This is a genomic window from Mycolicibacterium sediminis (assembly GCF_010731735.1).
Lineage (GTDB): Bacteria > Actinomycetota > Actinomycetes > Mycobacteriales > Mycobacteriaceae > Mycobacterium > Mycobacterium sediminis.
Map to the genome: position 1 here is coordinate 4801973 of NZ_AP022588.1, position 20874 is coordinate 4822846.

Sequence of the window (20874 nt, forward strand, 5' to 3'; positions counted from 1 at the left end):
AATCCGCTAGTCGCGCAGCATCTCCGCGACCAGGAACGCCAGCTCGAGGCTCTGCTGGGTGTTGAGCCGCGGGTCGCACGCCGTCTCGTAGCGACCGGCGAGGTCGGCGTCCGAGATGTCCTGCGCGCCACCGAGACACTCGGTGACGTTCTCGCCGGTGATCTCGACGTGGATGCCGCCCGGATGCGTGCCGAGCGAGCGGTGCACCTCGAAGAAGCCCTGCACCTCGTCGACGATGCGGTCGAAGTGCCGGGTCTTGTAACCGGTCGAGGACTCGTGAGTGTTGCCGTGCATCGGATCGCACTGCCAGATCACCCGGTGACCCGAGGCCTCCACCTTCTCGATGATCGGCGGCAGCGCGTCGCGGACCTTGCCGTTGCCCATGCGGCTGACGAAGGTCAGCCGGCCGGGCACGTTGTGCGGGTCGAGGCGCTCGACGTACTCCACGGCGAGTTCCGGTGACGTCGTGGGCCCGATCTTGACGCCGATCGGATTCGAGATCACCTCGGCGAACGCGATGTGCGCGCCGTCGAGCTGGCGGGTGCGCTCCCCGATCCACAGGTAGTGCGCCGACAGGTCGTAGAGCTTGGGGCCGTCCTCGGCGTCGGCGTCCATGCGCAGCATCGCCCGCTCGTAGTCCAGCACCAGGGCCTCGTGGCTGGCGTAGATCTCGGCGGTCTGCAGGTTGCGGTCGTCGACGCCGCAGGCGCTCATGAAGCGCAGCCCGCGGTCGATCTCACCGGCCAGCGCCTCGTAGCGCGCGCCGGCGGGCGAGGTGCGGACGAACTCGCGGTTCCAGTCGTGCACTTTCTGCAGCGACGCCATGCCCGACGAGGTCAGTGCGCGCACCAAGTTCATCGCGGCGCTGGCGTTGGCGTAGGCCCGCACCAGTCGCGACGCGTCGTGCTCGCGCACCGAGGCGTCGGGGGCGAACCCGTTGACCATGTCGCCGCGGTAGGACCGCAGGCCCAGCGCGTCGAGGTCCGCCGAGCGCGGCTTGGCGTACTGCCCGGCGATGCGGGCGACCTTGACCACCGGCATGCTGGCGCCGTAGGTGAGCACGACCGCCATCTGCAGCAGGGTGCGGATGTTGGCCTTGATGTGGGGCTCGGTGTTGTCGACGAACGTCTCCGCGCAGTCGCCGCCCTGCAGCAGGAAGGCCTCGCCGCGCGCGACGGCGGCCAGGTGCTCCTTGAGCCGCTCGATCTCGGACGGCACCGTCACCGGGGGCACGCTCTCGAGCACGGTCCGCATGGCCTTGGCCTGGCCGGCATCCCAGCCGGGCTGCTGCAGCGCGGGCCGGGCCAGCGCGGCGTCGAGCCGTTCGCGCAGGTCACCGGGTAGTGGCGGCAGATCCGGCAGCTGGTCGATGGGCACGTCGACTGTCCAGTTCACCCGTTCATGGTACTAGCGCGGGCGACCGAGAATTACCAGCCATACCCGCAGCTCAGGACCGTGCGGCCCAGGCGCCGTCCTCGTCTTCGGTCATGAGCTGGAAGCGCACCAGGTTGTGCTTGGCGTCGACCAGCGCGTCGTGGGCGTCGCGGGGACGCGGTGGCATGCGCGGCGAGCCGCGTTCCTCCCAGAACTGCCGCAGCTCCCGGGTGAACCGGGGGATCGCCGGCGGCAAGTCGGTCATCGGCCCCCACAGCTGGCAGAGCACCACGTGGTCGTAGGCGCCCACCCAGGCCCACAGCTCGATCGGCTCGTCGCCGTCGATGCCGAAGAAGTCCTCGAGGTCGGACCGGATCTGCCTGCGCGAGCGCCACGCGCTCGACGACGGCGACGGCAGCTTCGGCAGCACGTGCTTGCGCACCCAGCTGCCGGCGCGGTCGGGGTCGAACTCGGTGGAGATCGCGTAGTACTCGCGGCCGTCCTCGGCGGCCACCCCGATGGAGATCAGCTCGATGGTGTAGCCGTCGTCGATGAACTCGGTGTCGTAGAAGAAGCGCATGGCCTCAGTTGACTCCCTGGGTGACCGGCGTCGCCGCGGGTGCGGGCGCCGCGTGGATCTCGCGATCCAGCTCGGCGTCCACCTTGGCGTCGTCGGGGAACTGCGGTTCCCCGGCGACGACGTGCTGGAGCCACAGTTTGGCCTGCACCACGGGCCTGCGCAGCTTGCGCTCGCGTTCGAGCGCCGTGTGCATCTTGCGGGGCCGGGTGGTGTACCGCCAGCGGGCCCACGGCGCGTGCGGCCGGGACAGCCGGATCGCCCCGACCACGAGGAGCGGGGTGATGAACATCCCGACGAGGCCGGTCCACACCTTGCCCTTGAGGAGGACGACGACGGCGAGCAGCAACGTGACCACGGCGATCGCGATCACCGTGATCCTGGCGTCCACCGAACGGTCGTCGCGCCAGATGCCGACGTCGAAGAACGACAGCGGGTTGAAGCCCAGCACCAGTAGACCCGCCACCGCGACCGCCGCGAACACCGCGTCCACCGACGTCCGGCCGTCCTCGGCCCAGTAGACGTCCTGCAGGTGCAGGATCAGGGCGAACTCGTCGAGCACGAGTGCGGCGCCGACGCCGAACCCGATGGCCGCGGCGGTGAACTCCGCGACTCCCCCGTTCACGGCGAGGGTCACCATCGTCACCCCGGACACCATCACCAGCACCACGCCGATCACCACGTGGTGGATGTGCAGTCCGCCGCCCGCGGAGATGTTGCGCGGCTGCCACCATCTGCGGGGCTTGTCGCTGTCCGCGTTCCTGCGGATGTAGCGGACGATGGTCCGGGTCACGAAGAACGTGAGTATGAAGGCGACCAGACAGCACAGCAGCGGCAACCGGTCCCGGGTGACGAAGTCGAATCGTCCGTACCAATCGACCACGAGGTGCACGGTCGAGAACTTACGCCGAACCGCGCCGGTCACAGGACGGTTCCTCCCCGACGCGCCGTGGACGCCGGGCGAGCGCACCCGCACCGATAGTCTGTCCGGGACATGAGTAAGTGGTTGACGCCCGAGCGGGCAGCGCGGTGGGCGGCACCCGGGTGGCGGATCTTCCGGCTCCTCGTCGTCGCCGGCGTCGCCTGGGCGGGCTGGCGCCTCCTCGGTCACACGCCGTACCGGATCGACATCGACGTGTACCGGATGGGCGGTCGGGCCTGGTTGAACGGCACACCGCTCTACAGCGACGGCACCATCTTCCACACCGTCGCCGGGCTGGACCTGCCCTTCACCTATCCCCCGCTGGCGGCGATCGTCTTCGCGCCGTTCGCCTGGCTGCCGCTGCCGGCGGCGGGCGCCGCGATCACGGTCGTCACGTTCGTCCTGCTGATCGTCTCGACGACGATCGTGCTGACCCGGCTGCGGGTGTGGGACGAGACCACGCTGGCGTCGAGGCCGTGGGTGCGCCGCGCGTGGCTCGCCGCGGCGATCGTGGCCCCAGCCGTCGTCTACTTCGAACCCATCCGGGCCAACTTCGAGTTCGGGCAGATCAACGTCGTGCTGATGACCCTGGTGATCGCCGACCTGGTGCCGCGCCGGACCCCGTGGCCCCGCGGCCTGCTGCTCGGCATCGGGGTGGCGCTCAAGCTGACGCCGGCGGTCTTCGTGCTGTACCTGCTGATGCGCAGGGACACCCGCGCGATCATCGTCACCGCAGCCTCGACGATCGGCGCGACGCTGCTCGGATTCGCACTGGCCTGGCGCGATTCGCTGCAGTATTGGACCGAGACGGTGCACGACACCGACCGGATCGGCACGGCCACCCTGAACACGAACCAGAACATCGCGGGCACGCTCGCGCGCCTCGGCATCGGTGACGACTCGCGGTTCCTGCTGTGGACGGCGGCCTGCTTCGTCGTTTTGGGAGTCACGGCGTGGGCGACGCACCGCATCCTGCGCGGCGACCCGAGTTCGTCGTCGCGTCCGTTCGACGAGGCGCCCGTCGTCGCACTGATCTGCGTGGCGATGTTCGGCCTGGTGGTGTCACCGGTGTCGTGGTCGCACCACTGGGTGTGGGTCCTGCCGACGCTCGTGGTGACCGCGGTGGTGGCCTACCGCTACCGCGACGTCGCCCTCGCCCTGGCGGCGGTGTGCGGCCTCGCCCTGGTCGTGTGGACGCCGATCACCCTGCTCACCCCGCACGAGGAGACCGCGGCACCGGTGTGGCGGCAGCTGGCGGGCGGGTCCTACCTGTGGTGGGCGCTCGCCGTGATCGTCATTGCTGGCGCGGTCGCGGGTCGGCTGTCGCGTACGGCGGCGCGCACGCGGAACGGCGAGCCATCGGTCGACGCCGCGCGGGTCGCCGCGCCGAACTAGCCGGCTGCGGCGGTCGGGAACCTGCTGGCCGGCTTGGCGGGCTTGCCCTCCAGCGCGTCCTTGACGTCGGCGGCGTAGAGGTCGACGTATTCCTGGCCCGACATCTGCATCAGCTCGTAGACGATCTCGTCGATGACGGCGCGCTCGATGAACCGGTTGCCCGCGAGGCCCTCGAAGCGGGAGAAGTCCATCGGCTTGCCGAAGCGCACCTCGACGCGACCGAACCGCCACATCTTCTTGCCCGGGGGGTTGACGTCGTCGGTGCCGACCATGGCGACCGGGATGACGGGGACGCCGGTGGTGAGCGCCAGCCGGGCCAGCCCGGTCTTGCCCTTGTACAGCCGCCCGTCCGGTGAGCGGGTGCCCTCGGGGTACATGCCCAGGACCTTGCCGGCCGTGAGGATCCGCTCGGCGGTGGTCAGGGCGCCCTGCGCGGCGTCGGCGTCGGTGCGGTCGATCGGCACCTGCCCGGCAGCGGTGTAGAACCAGCGCTGAAACCATCCCTTGAGGCCCGAGCCGGTGAAGTACTCGGCCTTGGCCAGGTAGGTGATCCGGCGCCTCACGACCAGGCACTTGTAGAAGCTGTCGGCGACGGCGAGGTGGTTACTGGCGAGGATGACGGCGCCCGAGGTCGGAACATTCTCCAGCCCTTGCACTTTCGGCCGTCCGAGCAGCTGCAGCAGCGGTCCCATGAAGACGTACTTGAACAGCCAATACCACATGGGACCTCCCGCAGCGGGCGCCCGGACGGTGCCCTGCGTCAACTTTACCCACGCGATGATAAGCCGACCACACGGCCACGCCCGACCGCCGCAACCGGCTATTCGTCGACGTCGATCGGGATGTGCTGGTAGTGGCCCGGACGCGGCCGGGCTGGCTCGGGTTCCGGCGACGACGGGGCCCGAGGCGGGTCGGTCGGGGTGCGCACGGTGTCCTCGAGGCCCTCGGTCATGGCACGGACGACGGCCAGCAACGAGACGCTGTGCTCGGCGACGACCGTCAGCAGCGGGTGCTGCTCCCCGGACACCAGGGCGGCAACCGCGCACACCGGGCACCACACCTGCTCGCACTTGCCCGGGCTGCCGCTCGCGGCGCGGGCGGCGGCCATTCGTACGGCGGGGTCGAGGGTGTCGAGCAGCGTCTGCGCCAACCGGCGGAGTTCGGCGGTCAGTTCCGGATGCGATTCGGTCATGCCGGCCACACCTCCGGATTCGGTCGAAAACGCACCGTCAGTAGACCGCCGCGCAGGTGCGCGTCCGCGACGACGCATCGCCGTAGGACGGACGCCAGACGCACCCGGCGCCGCATGCCGCTCGCGCCGATGATCAGGTCGTCGCCGACGCGGCCGAGCGTCAGCGACGCCGGATCGACCTGCGGCAACTCTAGCCGTAGCCGGTACACCGCATCGAGACCGGTTCCGGACTCCCGGTCGACGATCGGGGCGAGTGGCGCAGGCGGCGGCGCACTGCCCCTGCGGCGGGACGCGTCGAGGAGTTCCGCCAGCGCCTTGGGGCCGATCGGCTCGCCGGCGACGTGCGGGACGAGGACGAGTGCGACCTCGCCGATGGTGGCGTCGAGTTCGTCGAGCACCGCCCGCTGCTCGGCGATGCGCTCGGTGTACCAGTCGAACGCGGGATGCTCCGGCAGGTTGCGGTACTCGAACGAATCGTCTTGCACCAGCACCTGGTTGACGATCAGCTCGTCGACCGACACCCCCATCAAGGCCAGCGAGCCGAGCGTGCGCGCGGCCTCCGCCGCCACCACCCGTTCCGGGGTGAGGACCAGGTGGGCGCCCACGCGGGTGCCGTCGACGAGTAGGGCGCCGAGCCGCTCGGTCCCCGCGGCGATCCGCTCGACGAGGGCGATGACGCCCGACGACCGTGCGTCGTCGGGGGCGAGGGACAGCCTGCGGTGCCGCGGCCAGGACCGTTCCAGGTACAGCCCGAAGGTCGCGGGCATGGTCAGCATCCGCATCGCGTCGGCCGTGGACGCGCAGTCCACCACCACGTGGTCCCACTCGCCCGACGCCGCGAGTTCACCGACCTCGTGCAGCCCGAGCACCTCCTGGATGCCGGGTAGCGCCGAGAGTTCCTCTGGCGCAACGTCTCCGAGGTCGGACTCCGGGAACTTGTCCGACAGGACGCCGGCGACGTCGCGCCAGTGCGCACCGAGCAGCGCGAGGGTGTCGAGTGCGAGGGCGTCGAGGACGCCGCCGTCGGCCCCGGCGCGACCGGTGTCCAGGTCGGCGAGGATCCGGGTCGGTGTCCTCGTCCCGGTGGGCGGTACGGAGACACCGAGGACGTCACCCGTCGAGTGGGCCTGATCGGTCGAGACGATCAGGACCCGCGAGCCACGCTGCGCCTCGCGAACGGCAGTGGCCGTGGCCAACGTGGACTTGCCCACCCCGCCCTTGCCGACGAAGAGGCTGATCCGTGTGGCCGTCCCACCCGCCGTCACTCAGCCTCGACTCGCTTCTTGAGGTCCTTGAGGGCGGTGTCGATCAGGCGGCGCTCCGCCTTGCGCTTGAGCAGACCGATCATCGGTATCGCCAGGTCGACCGCCAGCTCGTAGGTGACGTCCGTACCGGATCCCTTGGGCGACAACCGGTATGCGCCGTCGAGTGCCTTGAGCAGCGAACTCGACACCAGCGACCAGGTGACCGACATGTGGTCGGCCGGCCAGGTGTAGGACAGCACCATCGTGTCCCTGAGCACGGCGGCGTCCAACAGCAGGCGCGCGGTGCGGGGGTAGCCCTCGTCGTCGACCTCGAGGACCTCGGTCTCCTTGTACTCACCGACCCAGTCGGGGTACGAGCCGATGTCGGCGATGACATCCATCACGGTGCCCGGATCGGCATCCATGTAGATCGTCTGTGCAGTCTTGTCGGCCACGTGCTCCCCTTCTGGGTGTTCGCCTCGAAAGATACCCGTCCCACCCCACGCCGGTGTCCCGGTACGAGCGGTGGGTCCGTCGGTCACGCCAGCCGGGACACCCCGACCGGGCGGGTCGCCTCCAGGGTGCGCTTGACCTCGAAGGCCATCGCCTTGCCCGCGACGCGTCGCCGGTGGTTCATCTTCGGCAGATCCATCCTGGCCAACTCCCACGCCGCGGCACCCGCCGGCTCGGCGTGCACGAAGTAGTGCAGCACCACGCCGTCCATGACGGCCTCGAGCCACACCTCCATGGTGCCCGTCAGCGCACCCGTGATGGTCCAGCGATGCCCCGCTGGGCCGCGGTCCTCGACCACGGTCAGCCGCAGGTCCGGCCACCACCGCCGCCAAGTGGCGGGGTTCGCGATCGCCGCGCCGACGTCCGCGGGATCGGCGCAGACGAAGGTCTCGTCGGCGATCTGGATGCTGTTCATCGCCTCACAGCTTCACATACCCGCGGCCCCGCCGGCACGAGGACCCGGGACCCGAGAACGCGCGACTAAACTGACCCGCACATCGACCCGGGAGGCCTCGAGCGTGCGCGAGTTCAGCGAGCCTGCAACATTCACCGTCGGCGCGGACGACGACGTCGTCGGCGTCGTGTTCGCCCACGAACGCGAGGATCCCGATCACGTCATCGTCCAGCGTCTCGTGAACGGAACGTGGACCGACGTCACCGCCGCGCAGATGGCCGCCGCCGTACGGGCGACCGCGCTGGGCCTGATCGCGGAGGGCGTCGCACCGGGCGACCGCGTCGCGGTGATCTCGGCGACCCGCTACGAGTGGCCGATCATCGACTTCGCGATCCTCGCCGCCGGGGCCGTCACGGTGCCGATCTACGAGACGTCGTCCGCCGAGCAGGTGCGCTTCGTGCTGGCCGACTCCGGGGCGGTCGCCGTCTTCGCCGAGACCGACGCCCACGCCGACACCATCGAAGGCTTGCGCGGCGACCTTCCCGACCTGCGGACGGTGCTGCGGATCGATGGCGGATCCGACAGCGCCCTGGACCGGCTCGCCGCGGCGGGCGCCGGCGTCGACGCCGCGGTGCTCGACGAGCGGTTGGCTGGACTGCGGTCCTCGGACCCCGCGACGCTGATCTACACCTCCGGCACCACCGGACGCCCGAAGGGCTGCCAGCTCACCCATTCCAACCTCCTCCACGAGATCCGTGGCGCCAAGGCCTGCTTCCCCGACCAGCTCGCCAAGGGCGAGAAGCTCCTGGTGTTCCTGCCCTTGGCGCACGTGCTGGCGCGCGCGATCACCGTCGCCGCCTACACCAATAAGGTCACCCTCGGCTTCACCAGCGACATCAAGAACCTGGTGCCGACGCTGGGCGTGTTCAAGCCGACGCTGGTCGTGTCGGTCCCCCGGGTGTTCGAGAAGGTCTACAACACCGCCGAGCAGAACGCACGCAACGGCGGCAAGGGCACGATCTTCGAGCGCGCGGCCGACACGGCCATCGCGTGGAGCATGGCGCAGGACGACGGCGGGGCGGGGCTGCTGCTCAAGGCCAAGCACGCGGTGTTCGACAGGCTGGTCTACGGCAAGCTGCGCGCGGCGCTGGGCGGGAACTGTCACTCCGCCATCTCCGGCGGCGCGCCGCTGGGTGCGCGCCTGGGCCACTTCTACCGCGGCGTGGGCCTGTCGATCTACGAGGGCTACGGCCTCACCGAGACCAGTGCCGCGATCACCGTCAACCGCGTCAACGGCCTCAAGGTCGGGTCGGTCGGAAAGCTTTTGCCCGGCAACGCGATGCGCATCGGCGACGATGGTGAGCTGCTGGTGTCCGGCGGCGTCGTCTTCAGCGGCTACTGGCACAACCAGGAGGAGACCGACGCCGTCTTCACCGACGGGTGGTTCCACACCGGCGATCTCGGTGCCATCGACGACGAGGGCTTCCTCTCGATCGTCGGGCGCAAGAAGGAGATCATCGTCACCGCGGGCGGCAAGAACGTCGCGCCCGCCCTGCTCGAGGATCGCCTGCGGGCGCATCCGCTGATCAGTCAGGCGATGTGCGTGGGCGACCAGCAGCCGTTCATCGCCGCGCTGATCACCATCGACCCGGAGGCGTTCGAGGGGTGGAAGGAGCGCAACCGCAAGGACTCCGGCGCGTCGGTCGCCGACCTGACCGAGGATCCCGACCTGCTGGCCGAGATCGACCTCGCGGTCAAGGAGGCGAACCAGGCCGTGTCGAACGCCGAGGCGATCCGCAAGTTCCGCATCCTGCCGGTCGACTTCACCGAGGACACCGGCGAACTGACCCCCACGCTCAAGGTGAAGCGCAAGGTCGTCGCCGAGAAGTTCGCCGGCGACGTGGAGGCGCTGTACGCGAAGGTCGGCGGCTAACCGGTCAGCAGCTCGCCGAGCCGGCGAGCCTTGCTCTTCCACTGCCACTCGTCGACCACCCACCGGCGGCCCGCCGCACCCATCGCGGCCGCACGGTCTGGATCGGCGAGCAGGTCGCCGACCGCCGCCGCGATGGCACCGACGTCCTCGCCGTCGACGACCACACCCGTCTCGCCGTCGCGTACCGACTCGGGCGCTCCGCCCGACCTGCCGGCGACGACCGGGACGCCGGTCGCCGACGCCTCGAGGTACACGATGCCCAGACCCTCGACGTCGAGACCACCGCCCCGTGTCCGGCAGGGCATCGCGAAGACGTCGGCCATCGCATGGTGGGCGGGCAGCTCGTCGGCGGGCACCCCGTCGGTGAAGACGACGCCGTCGGTGACCCCGAGTTCGCCTGCCAGAGCGTGCAATCGGGCGCGATAGGGCCCGCCGCCGACGATCACCAGCGCGGCGTCGGACACCCGGGCCACGATCTCGGGCAGCGCACGGATCAGCATGTCCTGTCCCTTGCGGGGTACCAGCCGCGACACGCAGACCACCACCGGGCGGTCACCCAGTCCGTACCGCATCCGCAACCGCTCCCCTGCGCCGGGATCCGGGACGAAGCGGTCGGTGTCGACGCCCGGCGACAGCCGTTCCAGAGCAGCATCCGGACCGAACGCCGAGGCGAATCTGCCCCGGGTGTACTGGCTGATGAACGTCACCACGTCGGCGTCGTTCCCGATGCGGCGCAACGCCATTCGGGCCAGCGGCAGCATCGACCAGCCCACCTCGTGCCCGTGGGTGGAGGCGACCACGCGGCGCGCCCCCGCGGTTCGTGCCACCGGTCCCAGCAGCGCGAGCGGCGCCGCCGCGCCGAACCACACGGTGTCGACGCCGTGGTCGCCGATGAGCCGCCGCATCCGCCGCGCCACGGATGGCTCGGGGAGCATCAGCGTGGTCGGGTGCCGCACCACGCGGTACCCCCGTGCGGCCGCGTGACGGTCGTAGTCCTCGCACCCCTTCCACGTCGGCGCGTACACCACGAGGTCGTGTCGGCCGCCCTCGACCAGCTCGTCGACCAGGTTCTCCAGATATGACTGGATGCCGCCACGACGCGGCGGGAAGTCGTTGGTGACCAGCAGCACCCGATTCACCGCGTCAGGCTATCCGCCGAGCCACTGCCGCCACTCGACGAGGACCGCGCCGAGGTCCGACCCCAGGACCGTGCGGACGGCCTCGTCGATTCCGACGTGGCCCGGTCCGCACGCCGCGAGGTAGAGCCGCCGCAGCGCGTCGACCCCCCAGCGGTCGGCGACGAACCGGGCGAACCACCACGCCCGGTCGTAGGCCGCCGATCGGGTGGCGCCCACGGTCTCGAGGTCGGCGTCGGTGGGCACCCGCGCCATGGCGGCGGCGCCCTCGGGGCCCGGACGTGGTGCCGGTGGGCGGCCGACGTAGTCGGCGACGCCCTCGGTGAGCCAGCGGGGCGCATCCGGTGCGGTCTGCGCGCGGGCGGCGAAGTGCAGCAGTTCGTGACGCAGGACGATGCGCAGCGTGGCGTCGCTCAGCCCCGCGGCGCCGGGTGCGAACACGACGCAGTTGGCCGTCGTGACCGCGGCGATGTCCGGTCCGAGGTCCTGACCACCGCTCAGCGTGACGAATTGATCCGGCGAGCCCGTCACGGTGATGACCAGGTGACGCGGCCAGGAGTCACCCCAGAACGCGGTGACCGCATCGACGGCGCCGTCGAGTTCGCGGCGGATCCGGTCGGCGAGGGCGATGGTCGCCGGACCGCCCATCGGGATGACCTCGGCGGTGCGGCCGTCGTGCAGCTGGTGTCCGGTGGTCGCCGCGGCGGGTACCGGGACGGGAGGCGGCGCCGGCGACGACCCGGGCCGGCCGAGCAGGGCGACGCCCATCGCCAGTTCCGCAACCAGGAGGAGACCGAGGAACCGGCGTCGAGTACCGGTGGGCTCAGTAACGACGAACGTTGTGGATCGGCGCGTTGTTCACCGGGGCAACGGCCACCGGGGAACCGTAGGTCGACGCGTGCACCATCATCCCGTCACCGATGTAGATGCCGACGTGTGACGCGTCGGAGTAGTAGGTGACGAGGTCACCCGGCTGCATCTGATCGGTGGACACCGCCTGGCCGCCCTGCGCGAGCGCCTGGCTGGAGTGCGGGAGGTTGACGCCGGCCTGACCGAAGGCCCACATCACCAGACCGGAGCAGTCGAAGGCGTTGGGACCGGAGGCACCCCACGAGTACGGCGAGCCGATGCGGGTGAGCGCGGCCTGCACCGCGGTCGAGCCCTCCACGCCGGGACCGGCGGGGACGACCGCGCCCTCCGGCGGAGCGATGTCGGGCATGGGGGCGGCCGCGAGCACCTCGGGGCCACCGTCACCCGGGGGTACGGCGTCGGGGGCGGGTGCGGGAGCCGGTGCGGGCGGGATCGCGGCGAGCGCCTCGCGCTGGGCGGGGGTCAGCGCCGTGTACTGCGACTTGACGACGGCGATCTGCACCTGCAGCTTGCTCTGCTTGGACTGGAGGTCGGCGCGGACGGCGGCGGCCTGCTCGGCGGCGGTCTTCGCCTCGGCGGCCGACTTGGCGGACGCGGACTCGGTGACCACCGCCTCCTGGCTGACCTTCTGGAAGTTCTTCATCTGTGCGGACATCTCGGTGGCCATCACGCGCTGCACGGCGAGCTGGTCGATGAGGCGCTGTGGCGAGTCGGCGGTCAGCATGGCGTCGAGACCGTCGGTCCGGCCGCCCATGTACTGCGCCGCAGCAACCTTGTCGACCGCCGACTGAAACGTTGCCAGCTGAACCTTGGCGGAATCGGCGGCGGCGGCGTCGGCAGCGTGTTGAGCATCGGCTACCTGCTGCGCGGCGACCTTTCCGTCCAGATCCAGCTGCGCGCTGTGCATGGCCTCGGTGGTCTGCTCCGCCTGCCGGGACAGTTCGTTGAGCTTTGCCAGGGCGTCATCCGCGGGATCGGCCTGCACACCGCTGGCCAAAATCGCTGACGCTACAGTCAATCCCGCTATCGCACAGACGACGGGTCGACGGATTCCACGTGTGAGCCGGAGTGTGCGGTCGAACGTCAAGATCTATGCGTCCTTCAACTACCGTTGTGAGCCGGGTCGAACCGTACGAGGTCTCGATTAGGTTACGAAACGGCATCGGGGTTGTCCAACAGAGGACGCAAATTTAACAGGAGTCACGGAATATTTTCGCTGTGAGTTCGGTTCGAACCCCTCAGGCAACACCCTCCTGGCCGTGACGGTGGATGGGCACCAGCCGCAGCCGCGGCGCCAGACCCACGTCAGCCAGCACCTCGAGCGCCCGCTGCTCGTCGACGTCGAGCGTTTCAGGAATTCCCAGCAAAACACTCACCACGCAGTCGGCGCACCCCGGGCCGCGGACGGCGCAGTCGTCGCAGTCGATGACCACGCTGCCGGTGTCCGGCACGTCGATGCCGGCGGTCTCCGGCATGTCGTTTGGTGCCATCACGGCACTCCTCTCATTGGGTTGTTCGCACGCTAACGACGACCACCGACAACCCCGGTCGGCGTGTGAACCACATCCGTGTCGGTCGCCGGGCCTACGGTCACCGCCATGGGTCGACCACGCCTCGCCGAACCCGAGCAGCTGGCGCTCGACATGACCCTGGAGGACGGCGGAGCGGGGCTCGCGCTGCACGACACCACGTTCGTCGTGGTCGACCTCGAGACCACGGGCGGCCGGTCCACCGATTCGGCGCCCGGCCGCGGCGACCACGACCGGATCACCGAGATCGGCGCCGTCAAGATCCGCGGCGGGCGGGTGATCGGCGAACTCGGCACGCTGGTCGATCCCGGCCGCTCGATCCCGCCGAAGATCGTCGCGCTGACCGGCATCACCACCGCCATGGTGTGCGACGCCCCCCGGATCGAGTCGGTGCTGCCGTCGTTCCTCGAGTTCTCCAGGGGCGCCGTGCTCGTCGCCCACAACGCGGGCTTCGACGTCGGATTCCTACGGGCCGCCGCCGAGCGGTGCGGCATCCCGTGGCCCCGACCGCCGGTGCTGTGCACGGTGAAGCTGGCCCGCCGGGTGCTGACGCGCGAGGAGGCGCCGAGCGTTCGGCTGTCGGCCCTGGCGGAGCTGTTCCGCGCCACCACCACGCCGACCCACCGTGCCCTCGACGACGCCCGCGCGACGGTCGACGTCCTGCACGCGCTCATCGAGCGGGTGGGCAACCAGGGCGTCCACACCTTCGCCGACCTTCGGGCGTACCTGCCCGACGTCACCGCGGCGCAACGCAGCAAGCGCCACCTGGCCCGGGCGATGCCGGCCCGGCCGGGGGTGTACCTGTTCCGCGGGCCGTCCGACGAGGTGCTCTACGTCGGGACCGCCGTGGACCTGCGGCGCCGGGTCGCCCAGTACTTCAACGGCGCCGATCCGCGTACCCGGATGAAGGAGATGGTCGCCCTCGCGTCCCGCGTCGACCACGTCGAGTGCGCCCACGACCTCGAGGCGGGCGTGCGGGAACTGCGCCTGCTCGCCGCGCACGCACCGCCGTACAACCGACGATCGAAGTTCCCACACAAGTGGTGGTGGGTCGTGCTCACCGAGGAGCCGTTCCCCCGGTTCTCGGTGGTGCGCTCCCCCAGGCACGACCGGATGATCGGGCCGTTCCGCCTGCGCGCCGACGCCGCCGAGACCGCGGCCCTGCTGGCGCGGTTCACCGGGGTGCGCACGTGCGCCTCGCGTCTCTCCCGATCGGCGCGCCACGGACGGGCGTGCCCGGAGCGGGAGCTGTCCCCGTGTCCCGCGGCGCGCGAGGCGACCGCCGAGGAGTACGCGCCCGGCCCGGCACGAGCCGAACGGCTCATCGCCGGCTACGAGCACACCGCCCTGCGGGCGGTCCTCGCAGAGGTCGACGACCTGGCCGCCCGCGGGCGCTACGAGACGGCGGCGCGGCTGCGCGACCATGCCGCCACCGCGATCGACGCACTGTGGCGCGGACAGCGCCTCCGGGCACTCGTCGACGTCGACGAGATGGTGGCCGCCCGACCCGACGGCGCGGGCGGCTGGCACCTCGTCGTCGTCCGGCACGGTCAGCTGAGCGCCGCGGGCAACGCTGGGCGGGGAGTGCCGCCGATGCCGGTGGTGGAGGCCATCAGCGCGGCTGCCCAGACGATCCTGCCGACGCAGGCGCCGCTGGGCGGTGCGCTCGTCGAGGAGACGGCGCTGATCGCCCGGTGGCTCGCTCAGCCGGGCGTGCGGGTGGTCCGGGTCAGCACGGAGTCGGAGAACGGGTACGCCAGCCCGATCGGGGCGGCCGGGGTGCTCGCCGAGTGGTCGGCACTGGCTCGGTCGGCGCGCATCGCGGCCCGGCAGCCCGCCGACGAGCCCTACGACGACCGGTACGGGTCGAGCGTCACCCCGCGAACCAGATCACTGGACGTCCAGGCGTCGTGACGGGCTCAGAGCTTCTGGGTGAACCGGGCCCAGCGGCCGAGCAGCTTCTCGGCCGCGCCGGAGTCGATGGCCTCGGTGGCCCGCGTCAGCCCGGACTCCCAGGCGGGGACCCACTTGGCCTCGCTGGACAGTCCCGCGTGCGCCACCATCGCGCCGGCCGCGTTGAGGACGACGGCGTCGCGCACGGGACCGGTGGCGCCGGCGAACACCTCGCGCACCGACGCGGCGTTGGCCTCGGCGTCGCCGCCGGTCAGCTCGGAGAGGTGGGCCCGCTGGAAGCCGAAGGCGGCCGGATCGAAGGTCAGCCGCTCGACCGTCCCCGCCTGCACCCGCCAGATCGTGCTGGTCGTGGTCGTCGTCAGTTCGTCGAGGCCGTCGTCGCCGTGCACCACGAGCACGCTCGACCCGCGCTGCGCGAACACTCCCGCCATCACCTCGGCGAGGTCGCCCCAGGCGCAGCCGATCAGGCCCGCGCGCGGGGAGGCCGGGTTGGCCAGCGGTCCCAGCAGGTTGAAGACGGTCGGGACGCCGATCTCGCGGCGCACCACCGACGCGTGCCGGTAGGACGGATGGAACTGGGGGGCGAACGCGAAGCCGATGCCCACCTCGGCGACGCTGCGTGCCACGTCGTCCGGCCCGAGGTCGATCTTGACGCCGAGCGCCTCGAGGGTGTCGGCACCACCCGACAGCGACGACGCCGCACGATTGCCGTGCTTGATGACCGGTACGCCGCACGCCGCGACGACCACCGCCGCCATCGTGGAGAGGTTGACGGTGTTGGCGCCGTCGCCGCCCGTCCCGACGACGTCGACCATCTCCCTGCCGATCACGTCGGTGGGCACCCGACGGGCGTGCCGCAGCATGATGTCGGCGAGTTCGGCGACCTCCGCCGACGTCGGCCGCTTCATCTTCATCGAGACGGCGAATCCGGCGATCTGAGCGGGGGTCGCGACACCCGTCATGATCTGGTCCATCGCCCAGGCGGCCTGTCCGGTGAGGAGCGTCTGACCGGTCGTCAGACGGCCGAGGATCTGGGGCCAGGTGAAGGAATCGTCGGATGCCACGCGGGTGAGCCTAACGGCAGCGACACGCGCATCCCCCGGCTGCCGATCCGTGGCACGAACGGCCGCCGGCAAGGGAGGTGCGACACGTTTGTGACGAATGTGCCGACCCGGGTGGAGTTCGACAACTACAAAGCGTCATACTTCTAGTTGTGACGAGTGCTGTTGGGACTTCGGGAACCGCGATCACGTCGCGGGTCCATTCGCTGAACAGGCCGAACATGGTCAGTGTCGGCACCATAGTCTGGCTTTCCAGTGAACTCATGTTCTTTGCTGGGCTCTTTGCCATGTACTTCACGGCGCGGGCTCAGGCAGGCGGGGACTGGCCGCCGGCACCCACCGAGTTGAACCTCGCGCTGGCCGTGCCCGTGACGCTGGTCCTGATCGCGTCGTCGTTCACCTGCCAGATGGGCGTCTTCGCGGCCGAACGCGGCGACGTCTACGGACTCCGTCGGTGGTACACGCTGACCCTCGCGATGGGCACGTTCTTCGTGATGGGCCAGGGCTACGAGTACATCCACCTCGTCGAGCACGGCACCACCATCCCGGGCAGCGCGTACGGCACCGTGTTCTACCTCGCGACCGGCTTCCACGGCCTGCACGTCATCGGCGGCCTGGTCGCGTTCATCCTGCTGCTGATGCGCACCCGAATGAGCAAGTTCACCCCGGCGCAGGCCACCGCGGCGATCGTCGTGTCGTACTACTGGCACTTCGTGGACATCGTGTGGATCGCACTGTTCGCCGTCATCTACTTCGTCCGGTGATCCGGTCGACGAGTTCGAACGAGTTGCAGCGATGAGAAGGGGTTCGATGACCAGCAAGTCCCGCCGTCGGTTCCGCCGGCGCCTATCGGCAGCACTGTTGCTGCTGGTCGGACTCGCAGTCGCAGGTGGCCTCGCAGCCACCCTGACGCCCGAGCCACAGGTGGCCCAGGCCGACGAGTCACAGCTGGCCCTGTTGCGTACCGGCAAGCAGCTGTTCGAGACGTCCTGCGTGACGTGCCACGGCGCGAACCTGCAGGGCGTGCCCGACCGCGGCCCCAGCCTCATCGGCACCGGTGAAGCGGCCGTCTACTTCCAGGTCGGCACCGGCCGCATGCCCGCGATGCGCGGCGAGGCGCAGGCGCCCCGCAAGGCACCGATCTACGACGCACACCAGGTCGACGCGATCGGCGCCTACGTGCAGGCCAACGGCGGCGGACCGGTGGTCCCCCGCGACGCCAACGGCGAGGTCGCCCACGACTCACTACTCGGCAACGACGTCGCCCGCGGCGGCGACCTGTTCCGGCTGAACTGCGCGTCCTGTCACAACTTCACCGGCAAGGGCGGCGCGCTGTCGTCGGGCAAGTACGCGCCCGACCTCGGTGACGCGGCCGAGGTGCCGGCGCAGGTCTACACGGCGATGCTGACCGGGCCCCAGAACATGCCCAAGTTCTCGGACCGGCAGCTGTCGCCCGAGGAGAAGCGCGACATCGTCGCGTACGTACACCAGGCGGCGAAGACACCCGACCCCGGCGGCTACGGTCTCGGCGGCTTCGGCCCGACCTCCGAGGGCATGGCGGCATGGATCATCGGGATGGTCGGTGTGATCGCCGTGGCGATGTGGATCGGATCGCGAGCATGAGCAACGAACACGCCGGCGAAGAAAAGGGCAAGGACGAGGTCAGCGACCGCGGTACCGATGCGCCCGGTCAGCAGGGCATCCCCAACGAGCCGACCGACGCCGAACTGGCGCGGATGAGCCGTCAGGAACTGGTGGCCCTCGGTGGCCGGATGGACGGCGTCGAGACGGTCTTCCTGGAGAACCGCTGGCCCGTCGAGGGCACCAAGGCCGAGAAGCGCGCCGAGCGGGCCGTGTCGTACTGGCTTCTGCTGGGCGGACTCTCGGGCCTGGCGCTCATCCTGGTCTTCCTCTTCTGGCCCTGGGAGTACAAGCCCTTCCAGTCCGAGGGTGAGCGCGTCTACACCCTTGCGACCCCGCTCTACGGGCTGACCTTCGGCCTGTCGATCCTCGCGATCGGCATCGGCGCCGTGCTGTATCAGAAGAAGTTCATCCCCGAGGAGATCTCGATCCAGGACCGCCACGACGGCGCCTCCCCCGAGATCCAGCGCAGGACCGCGGCGGCCAACCTGACCGACGCGCTCGAGGGGTCGACCATCAAGCGCCGCAAGCTGGTCGGGCTGTCGCTCGGCATCGGCCTCGGCGCCTTCGGCGTCGGTACCGCGATCGCGTTCGTCGGCGGCCTCATCAAGAACCCGTGGAAGCCGGTCGTCCCGACCGCCGAGGGCAAGAAGGCCGTGCTGTGGACGTCGGGGTGGACCCCCCGCTTCCAAGGCGAGACGATCTTCATGGCCCGCGCGACGGGCCTGCCCGGCGAATCGCCGTTCGTCAAGATGCGCCCCGAGGACCTCGATGCCGGCGGCATGGAGACGGTGTTCCCGTGGCGCGAGTCCGACGGCGACGGCACCAGCGTCGAGTCGTCGCACCTGCTGACCGAGATCGCGATGGGCGTGCGCAACCCCGTCATGCTCATCCGCATCCGGCCCGAGGACCTGCCTCGCGTCGTCAAGCGCAAGGGCCAGGAGAGCTTCAACTTCGGCGACCTGTTCGCCTACACCAAGGTGTGCTCCCACCTCGGCTGCCCGTCGTCGCTGTACGAGCAGCAGACCTACCGGATCCTCTGCCCGTGCCACCAGTCGCAGTTCGACGCGTTGCACTTCGCGAAGCCGATCTTCGGTCCCGCCGCGCGTGCACTCGCGCAACTTCCCATTACCATCGATGAAGACGGCTATCTCGTCGCCAACGGTGACTTCATCGAACCCGTCGGACCGGCCTTCTGGGAGAGAACCTCATGAGTCCAGCAACTGGTACTACCAAGCTCGGTGCCATCGCGGCTGCCCAGGGCAACGCGATCGACTCCCGTTATCACCCCTCGGCTGCGGTTCGACGCCAGCTGAACAAGGTGTTCCCGACGCACTGGTCGTTCCTGCTCGGTGAGATCGCGCTGTACAGCTTCATCGTGCTGTTGCTCACCGGCGTGTGGCTGACCCTCTTCTTCGACCCGTCGATGGCGGAAGTCACCTATCACGGCGTCTACCAGCCGCTCAACGGCGTGCAGATGTCCAAGGCGTACGCATCGGCACTCGACATCAGCTTCGAGGTCCGCGGCGGCCTGTTCGTGCGGCAGATCCACCACTGGGCGGCGCTGCTGTTCGCGGCGTCGATCATGGTCCACCTCGCGCGCATCTTCTTCACCGGCGCCTTCCGGCGACCGCGTGAGGCCAACTGGGTGATCGGCTCACTGCTGCTGATCCTCGCGATGTTCGAGGGCTACTTCGGCTACTCCCTGCCCGACGACCTGCTGTCCGGCACCGGCCTGCGCGCCGCGTTCTCCTCGATCACCCTCGGCATGCCGGTCATCGGCACCTGGCTGCACTGGGCGCTGTTCGGCGGGGACTTCCCCGGCACGATCATCATCCCCAGGCTGTATGCGCTACACATCCTGCTGATCCCGGGAATCATGCTGGCGCTCATCGGCGCTCACCTCGCGCTGGTGTGGTTCCAGAAGCACACCCAGTTCCCCGGCCCCGGCCGCACCGAGACCAACGTCGTCGGTGTGCGCGTCATGCCGGTGTTTGCGGTCAAGTCCGGCGCGTTCTTCGCCATGACGGTCGGCATCCTCGGCCTGATGGGCGGTCTGCTGCAGATCAACCCGATCTGGGTGTTGGGTCCGTACAAGCCGTCTCAGATCTCCGCGGGCAGCCAGCCCGACTTCTACATGATGTGGACCGACGGCCTGGCGCGTGTGTGGCCGGCGTGGGAGTTCTATCCCTTCGGCCACACCATCCCGCAGTCGGTGTGGGTCGCGGTGTTCATGGGCCTGATCCTCGGACTGCTCACCATGTATCCGTTCCTGGAGAAGAAGTTCTCTGGGGACACGGCCCACCACAACCTGCTGCAGCGTCCGCGTGACGCACCGGTCCGTACCGCGATCGGCGCCATGGCGATCGCGTTCTACATCGTGCTGACCTTCATGTGCATGAACGACATCATCGCCCTGAAGTTCCACGTGTCACTGAACGCGACGACCTGGATCGGCCGCATCGGCATGGTGGTCCTGCCCGCCTTCGTCTACTACCTCACCTACCGGTGGTGTGTGGCGTTGCAGCGCAGCGACCGCGCGGTGCTCGAGCACGGCATCGAGACCGGCATCATCAAGCGCCTGCCGCACGGTGCCTACATCGAGCTGCACCAGCCGCTCGGCCCCGTCGACGACCACGGCCACCCGCTACCGCTCGAGTACCAGGGTGCCGCGCTACCCAAGCGCATGAACAAGCTGGGTTCCGGCGGCGCGACCGGTACCGGTGGCTTCCTCTTCGCCGACCCGGTGTCGGAGAGCCGGGCGCTCACCGACGCGTCCCACGCGTCCGAGGGCCGCGCGCTCACCGCGCTCAAGGAGTACCAGGACACCGAGCACTCGAACGGCCACTCCAACGGTCATTCGAACGGCAATGGGTCCAACGGTCACTCCAACGGCAATGGCAACGGCTCGAATGGCAACGGCAACGGCAACGGGCACCACTGACCGCTCGGCGGGCTAGGCCCGTCCACGACTTCTGCGTCAGCGTCGCATCCCTCGTGGGATGACGACTCTGGCGCAGAAGTCGTCGTGGGCCCGGACGTCGCCCAGCCCCGCTCCCCCGGTGGAGGCTGGGCCGCGACCCCCGTGCAGGTCTCGACGGTCCGACTGAAGGTCACCGGCTCGCAGGCGCACCCCGAACGGATGGCGTGACGTGCCTCCGAGATCGACGAGAGCCCCA

General features: G+C 69.9%; 21 protein-coding genes. 8 read left to right on the plus strand and 13 right to left on the minus strand.

All coding sequences use genetic code 11. The features are described 5' to 3' along the window. Positions 1–6 precede the first annotated feature (6 nt). Genes G6N64_RS22990 through G6N64_RS23000 form a run of 3 tightly spaced genes read right to left on the minus strand, consistent with a single transcriptional unit; the run spans position 7 to position 2843 of the window. Positions 7–1395, minus strand: a complete 1389-nt coding sequence (locus G6N64_RS22990) for a class II 3-deoxy-7-phosphoheptulonate synthase (protein WP_163800092.1) — start codon at positions 1393–1395, stop codon at positions 7–9. A gap of 52 nt (positions 1396–1447) precedes the next feature. Next, entirely contained in the window at positions 1448–1954 is a 507-nt protein-coding gene (locus G6N64_RS22995; RefSeq protein WP_163800094.1) for a polyadenylate-specific 3'-exoribonuclease AS, read from the minus strand. A 4-nt stretch (positions 1955–1958) separates the two neighbouring features. Next, entirely contained in the window at positions 1959–2843 is an 885-nt protein-coding gene (locus G6N64_RS23000) for a hypothetical protein (RefSeq protein WP_409370776.1), read from the minus strand. 102 nt (positions 2844–2945) lie between these two features. Between G6N64_RS23000 and G6N64_RS23005 the strand changes: the two genes are divergently transcribed. Further along, positions 2946–4268 (plus strand): glycosyltransferase 87 family protein, encoded by a 1323-nt coding sequence (locus G6N64_RS23005; RefSeq protein ID WP_163800096.1) that lies wholly within the window; start codon positions 2946–2948, stop codon positions 4266–4268. Here G6N64_RS23005 and G6N64_RS23010 read toward each other — a convergent pair. From G6N64_RS23010 to G6N64_RS23030, 5 genes are all read right to left on the minus strand, one after another. Beyond that, positions 4265–4990 carry a lysophospholipid acyltransferase family protein gene (locus tag G6N64_RS23010; protein ID WP_163800098.1) on the minus strand — a complete coding sequence of 242 codons (726 nt, stop codon included), beginning with the start codon at positions 4988–4990 and terminating at the stop codon, positions 4265–4267. The genes G6N64_RS23005 and G6N64_RS23010 overlap by 4 nt on opposite strands. Before the next feature lie 98 nt (positions 4991–5088). Beyond that, a complete protein-coding gene (locus G6N64_RS23015; protein ID WP_163800100.1) occupies positions 5089–5460 on the minus strand; it encodes a hypothetical protein in 372 nt (123 codons plus the stop codon). Further along, positions 5457–6725, minus strand: coding sequence for an ArsA family ATPase (locus G6N64_RS23020; protein WP_163800102.1), 1269 nt, complete (start codon positions 6723–6725; stop codon positions 5457–5459). The genes G6N64_RS23015 and G6N64_RS23020 overlap by 4 nt, the downstream gene beginning before the upstream one ends. Then, positions 6722–7159, minus strand: coding sequence for an SRPBCC family protein (locus G6N64_RS23025; protein ID WP_163800105.1), 438 nt, complete (start codon positions 7157–7159; stop codon positions 6722–6724). The genes G6N64_RS23020 and G6N64_RS23025 overlap by 4 nt, the downstream gene beginning before the upstream one ends. Before the next feature lie 83 nt (positions 7160–7242). Further along, positions 7243–7632: a polyketide cyclase / dehydrase and lipid transport gene (locus tag G6N64_RS23030; protein WP_163800107.1), complete on the minus strand. Its 390-nt coding sequence runs from the start codon at positions 7630–7632 to the stop codon at positions 7243–7245. 103 nt (positions 7633–7735) lie between these two features. Between G6N64_RS23030 and G6N64_RS23035 the strand changes: the two genes are divergently transcribed. Further along, positions 7736–9544, plus strand: a complete 1809-nt coding sequence (locus G6N64_RS23035; RefSeq protein ID WP_163800108.1) for an AMP-dependent synthetase/ligase — start codon at positions 7736–7738, stop codon at positions 9542–9544. Here the strand turns inward: G6N64_RS23035 and G6N64_RS23040 are convergent. The 4 genes from G6N64_RS23040 to G6N64_RS23055 form a co-directional block, all read right to left on the minus strand. Beyond that, on the minus strand, positions 9541–10683 hold the full coding sequence (locus G6N64_RS23040) for a glycosyltransferase family 4 protein (RefSeq protein ID WP_163800110.1): 1143 nt from the start codon (positions 10681–10683) through the stop codon (positions 9541–9543). The two genes, G6N64_RS23035 and G6N64_RS23040, sit on opposite strands and share 4 nt — an antisense overlap. A gap of 9 nt (positions 10684–10692) precedes the next feature. Beyond that, complete coding sequence (locus tag G6N64_RS23045; RefSeq protein WP_163800112.1) at positions 10693–11448, minus strand: peptidase; 756 nt, start codon at positions 11446–11448, stop codon at positions 10693–10695. 55 nt (positions 11449–11503) lie between these two features. Further along, positions 11504–12637 (minus strand): peptidoglycan hydrolase RipC, encoded by a 1134-nt coding sequence (gene ripC, locus G6N64_RS23050; protein WP_163800114.1) that lies wholly within the window; start codon positions 12635–12637, stop codon positions 11504–11506. A 151-nt stretch (positions 12638–12788) separates the two neighbouring features. Then, entirely contained in the window at positions 12789–13040 is a 252-nt protein-coding gene (locus G6N64_RS23055; RefSeq protein ID WP_174266867.1) for a hypothetical protein, read from the minus strand. A gap of 108 nt (positions 13041–13148) precedes the next feature. Between G6N64_RS23055 and G6N64_RS30305 the strand changes: the two genes are divergently transcribed. After that, positions 13149–14993, plus strand: a complete 1845-nt coding sequence (locus G6N64_RS30305) for a DEDD exonuclease domain-containing protein (RefSeq protein ID WP_174266868.1) — start codon at positions 13149–13151, stop codon at positions 14991–14993. A 5-nt stretch (positions 14994–14998) separates the two neighbouring features. On the opposite strand, the gene trpD is transcribed toward G6N64_RS30305, so the two are convergent. Then, entirely contained in the window at positions 14999–16057 is a 1059-nt protein-coding gene (gene trpD / locus G6N64_RS30310; protein WP_246230771.1) for an anthranilate phosphoribosyltransferase, read from the minus strand. A gap of 149 nt (positions 16058–16206) precedes the next feature. On the opposite strand from trpD, the gene ctaE reads away from it, so the two are divergent. From ctaE to G6N64_RS30525, 5 genes are all read left to right on the plus strand, one after another. After that, on the plus strand, positions 16207–16818 hold the full coding sequence (gene ctaE, locus G6N64_RS23065; protein ID WP_163800116.1) for an aa3-type cytochrome oxidase subunit III: 612 nt from the start codon (positions 16207–16209) through the stop codon (positions 16816–16818). Positions 16819–16864: 46 nt separating this feature from the next. After that, a complete protein-coding gene (qcrC, locus tag G6N64_RS23070; RefSeq protein WP_163800119.1) occupies positions 16865–17677 on the plus strand; it encodes a cytochrome bc1 complex diheme cytochrome c subunit in 813 nt (270 codons plus the stop codon). Then, on the plus strand, positions 17674–18909 hold the full coding sequence (gene qcrA / locus G6N64_RS23075; RefSeq protein ID WP_163800121.1) for a cytochrome bc1 complex Rieske iron-sulfur subunit: 1236 nt from the start codon (positions 17674–17676) through the stop codon (positions 18907–18909). Before qcrC ends, qcrA begins: the two co-directional genes overlap by 4 nt. Continuing rightward, complete coding sequence (qcrB, locus tag G6N64_RS23080) at positions 18906–20639, plus strand: cytochrome bc1 complex cytochrome b subunit (RefSeq protein ID WP_163800123.1); 1734 nt, start codon at positions 18906–18908, stop codon at positions 20637–20639. Before qcrA ends, qcrB begins: the two co-directional genes overlap by 4 nt. Positions 20640–20723: 84 nt before the next feature. Beyond that, positions 20724–20846 carry a hypothetical protein gene (locus tag G6N64_RS30525; protein WP_264002320.1) on the plus strand — a complete coding sequence of 41 codons (123 nt, stop codon included), beginning with the start codon at positions 20724–20726 and terminating at the stop codon, positions 20844–20846. Positions 20847–20874: the final 28 nt, after the last annotated feature.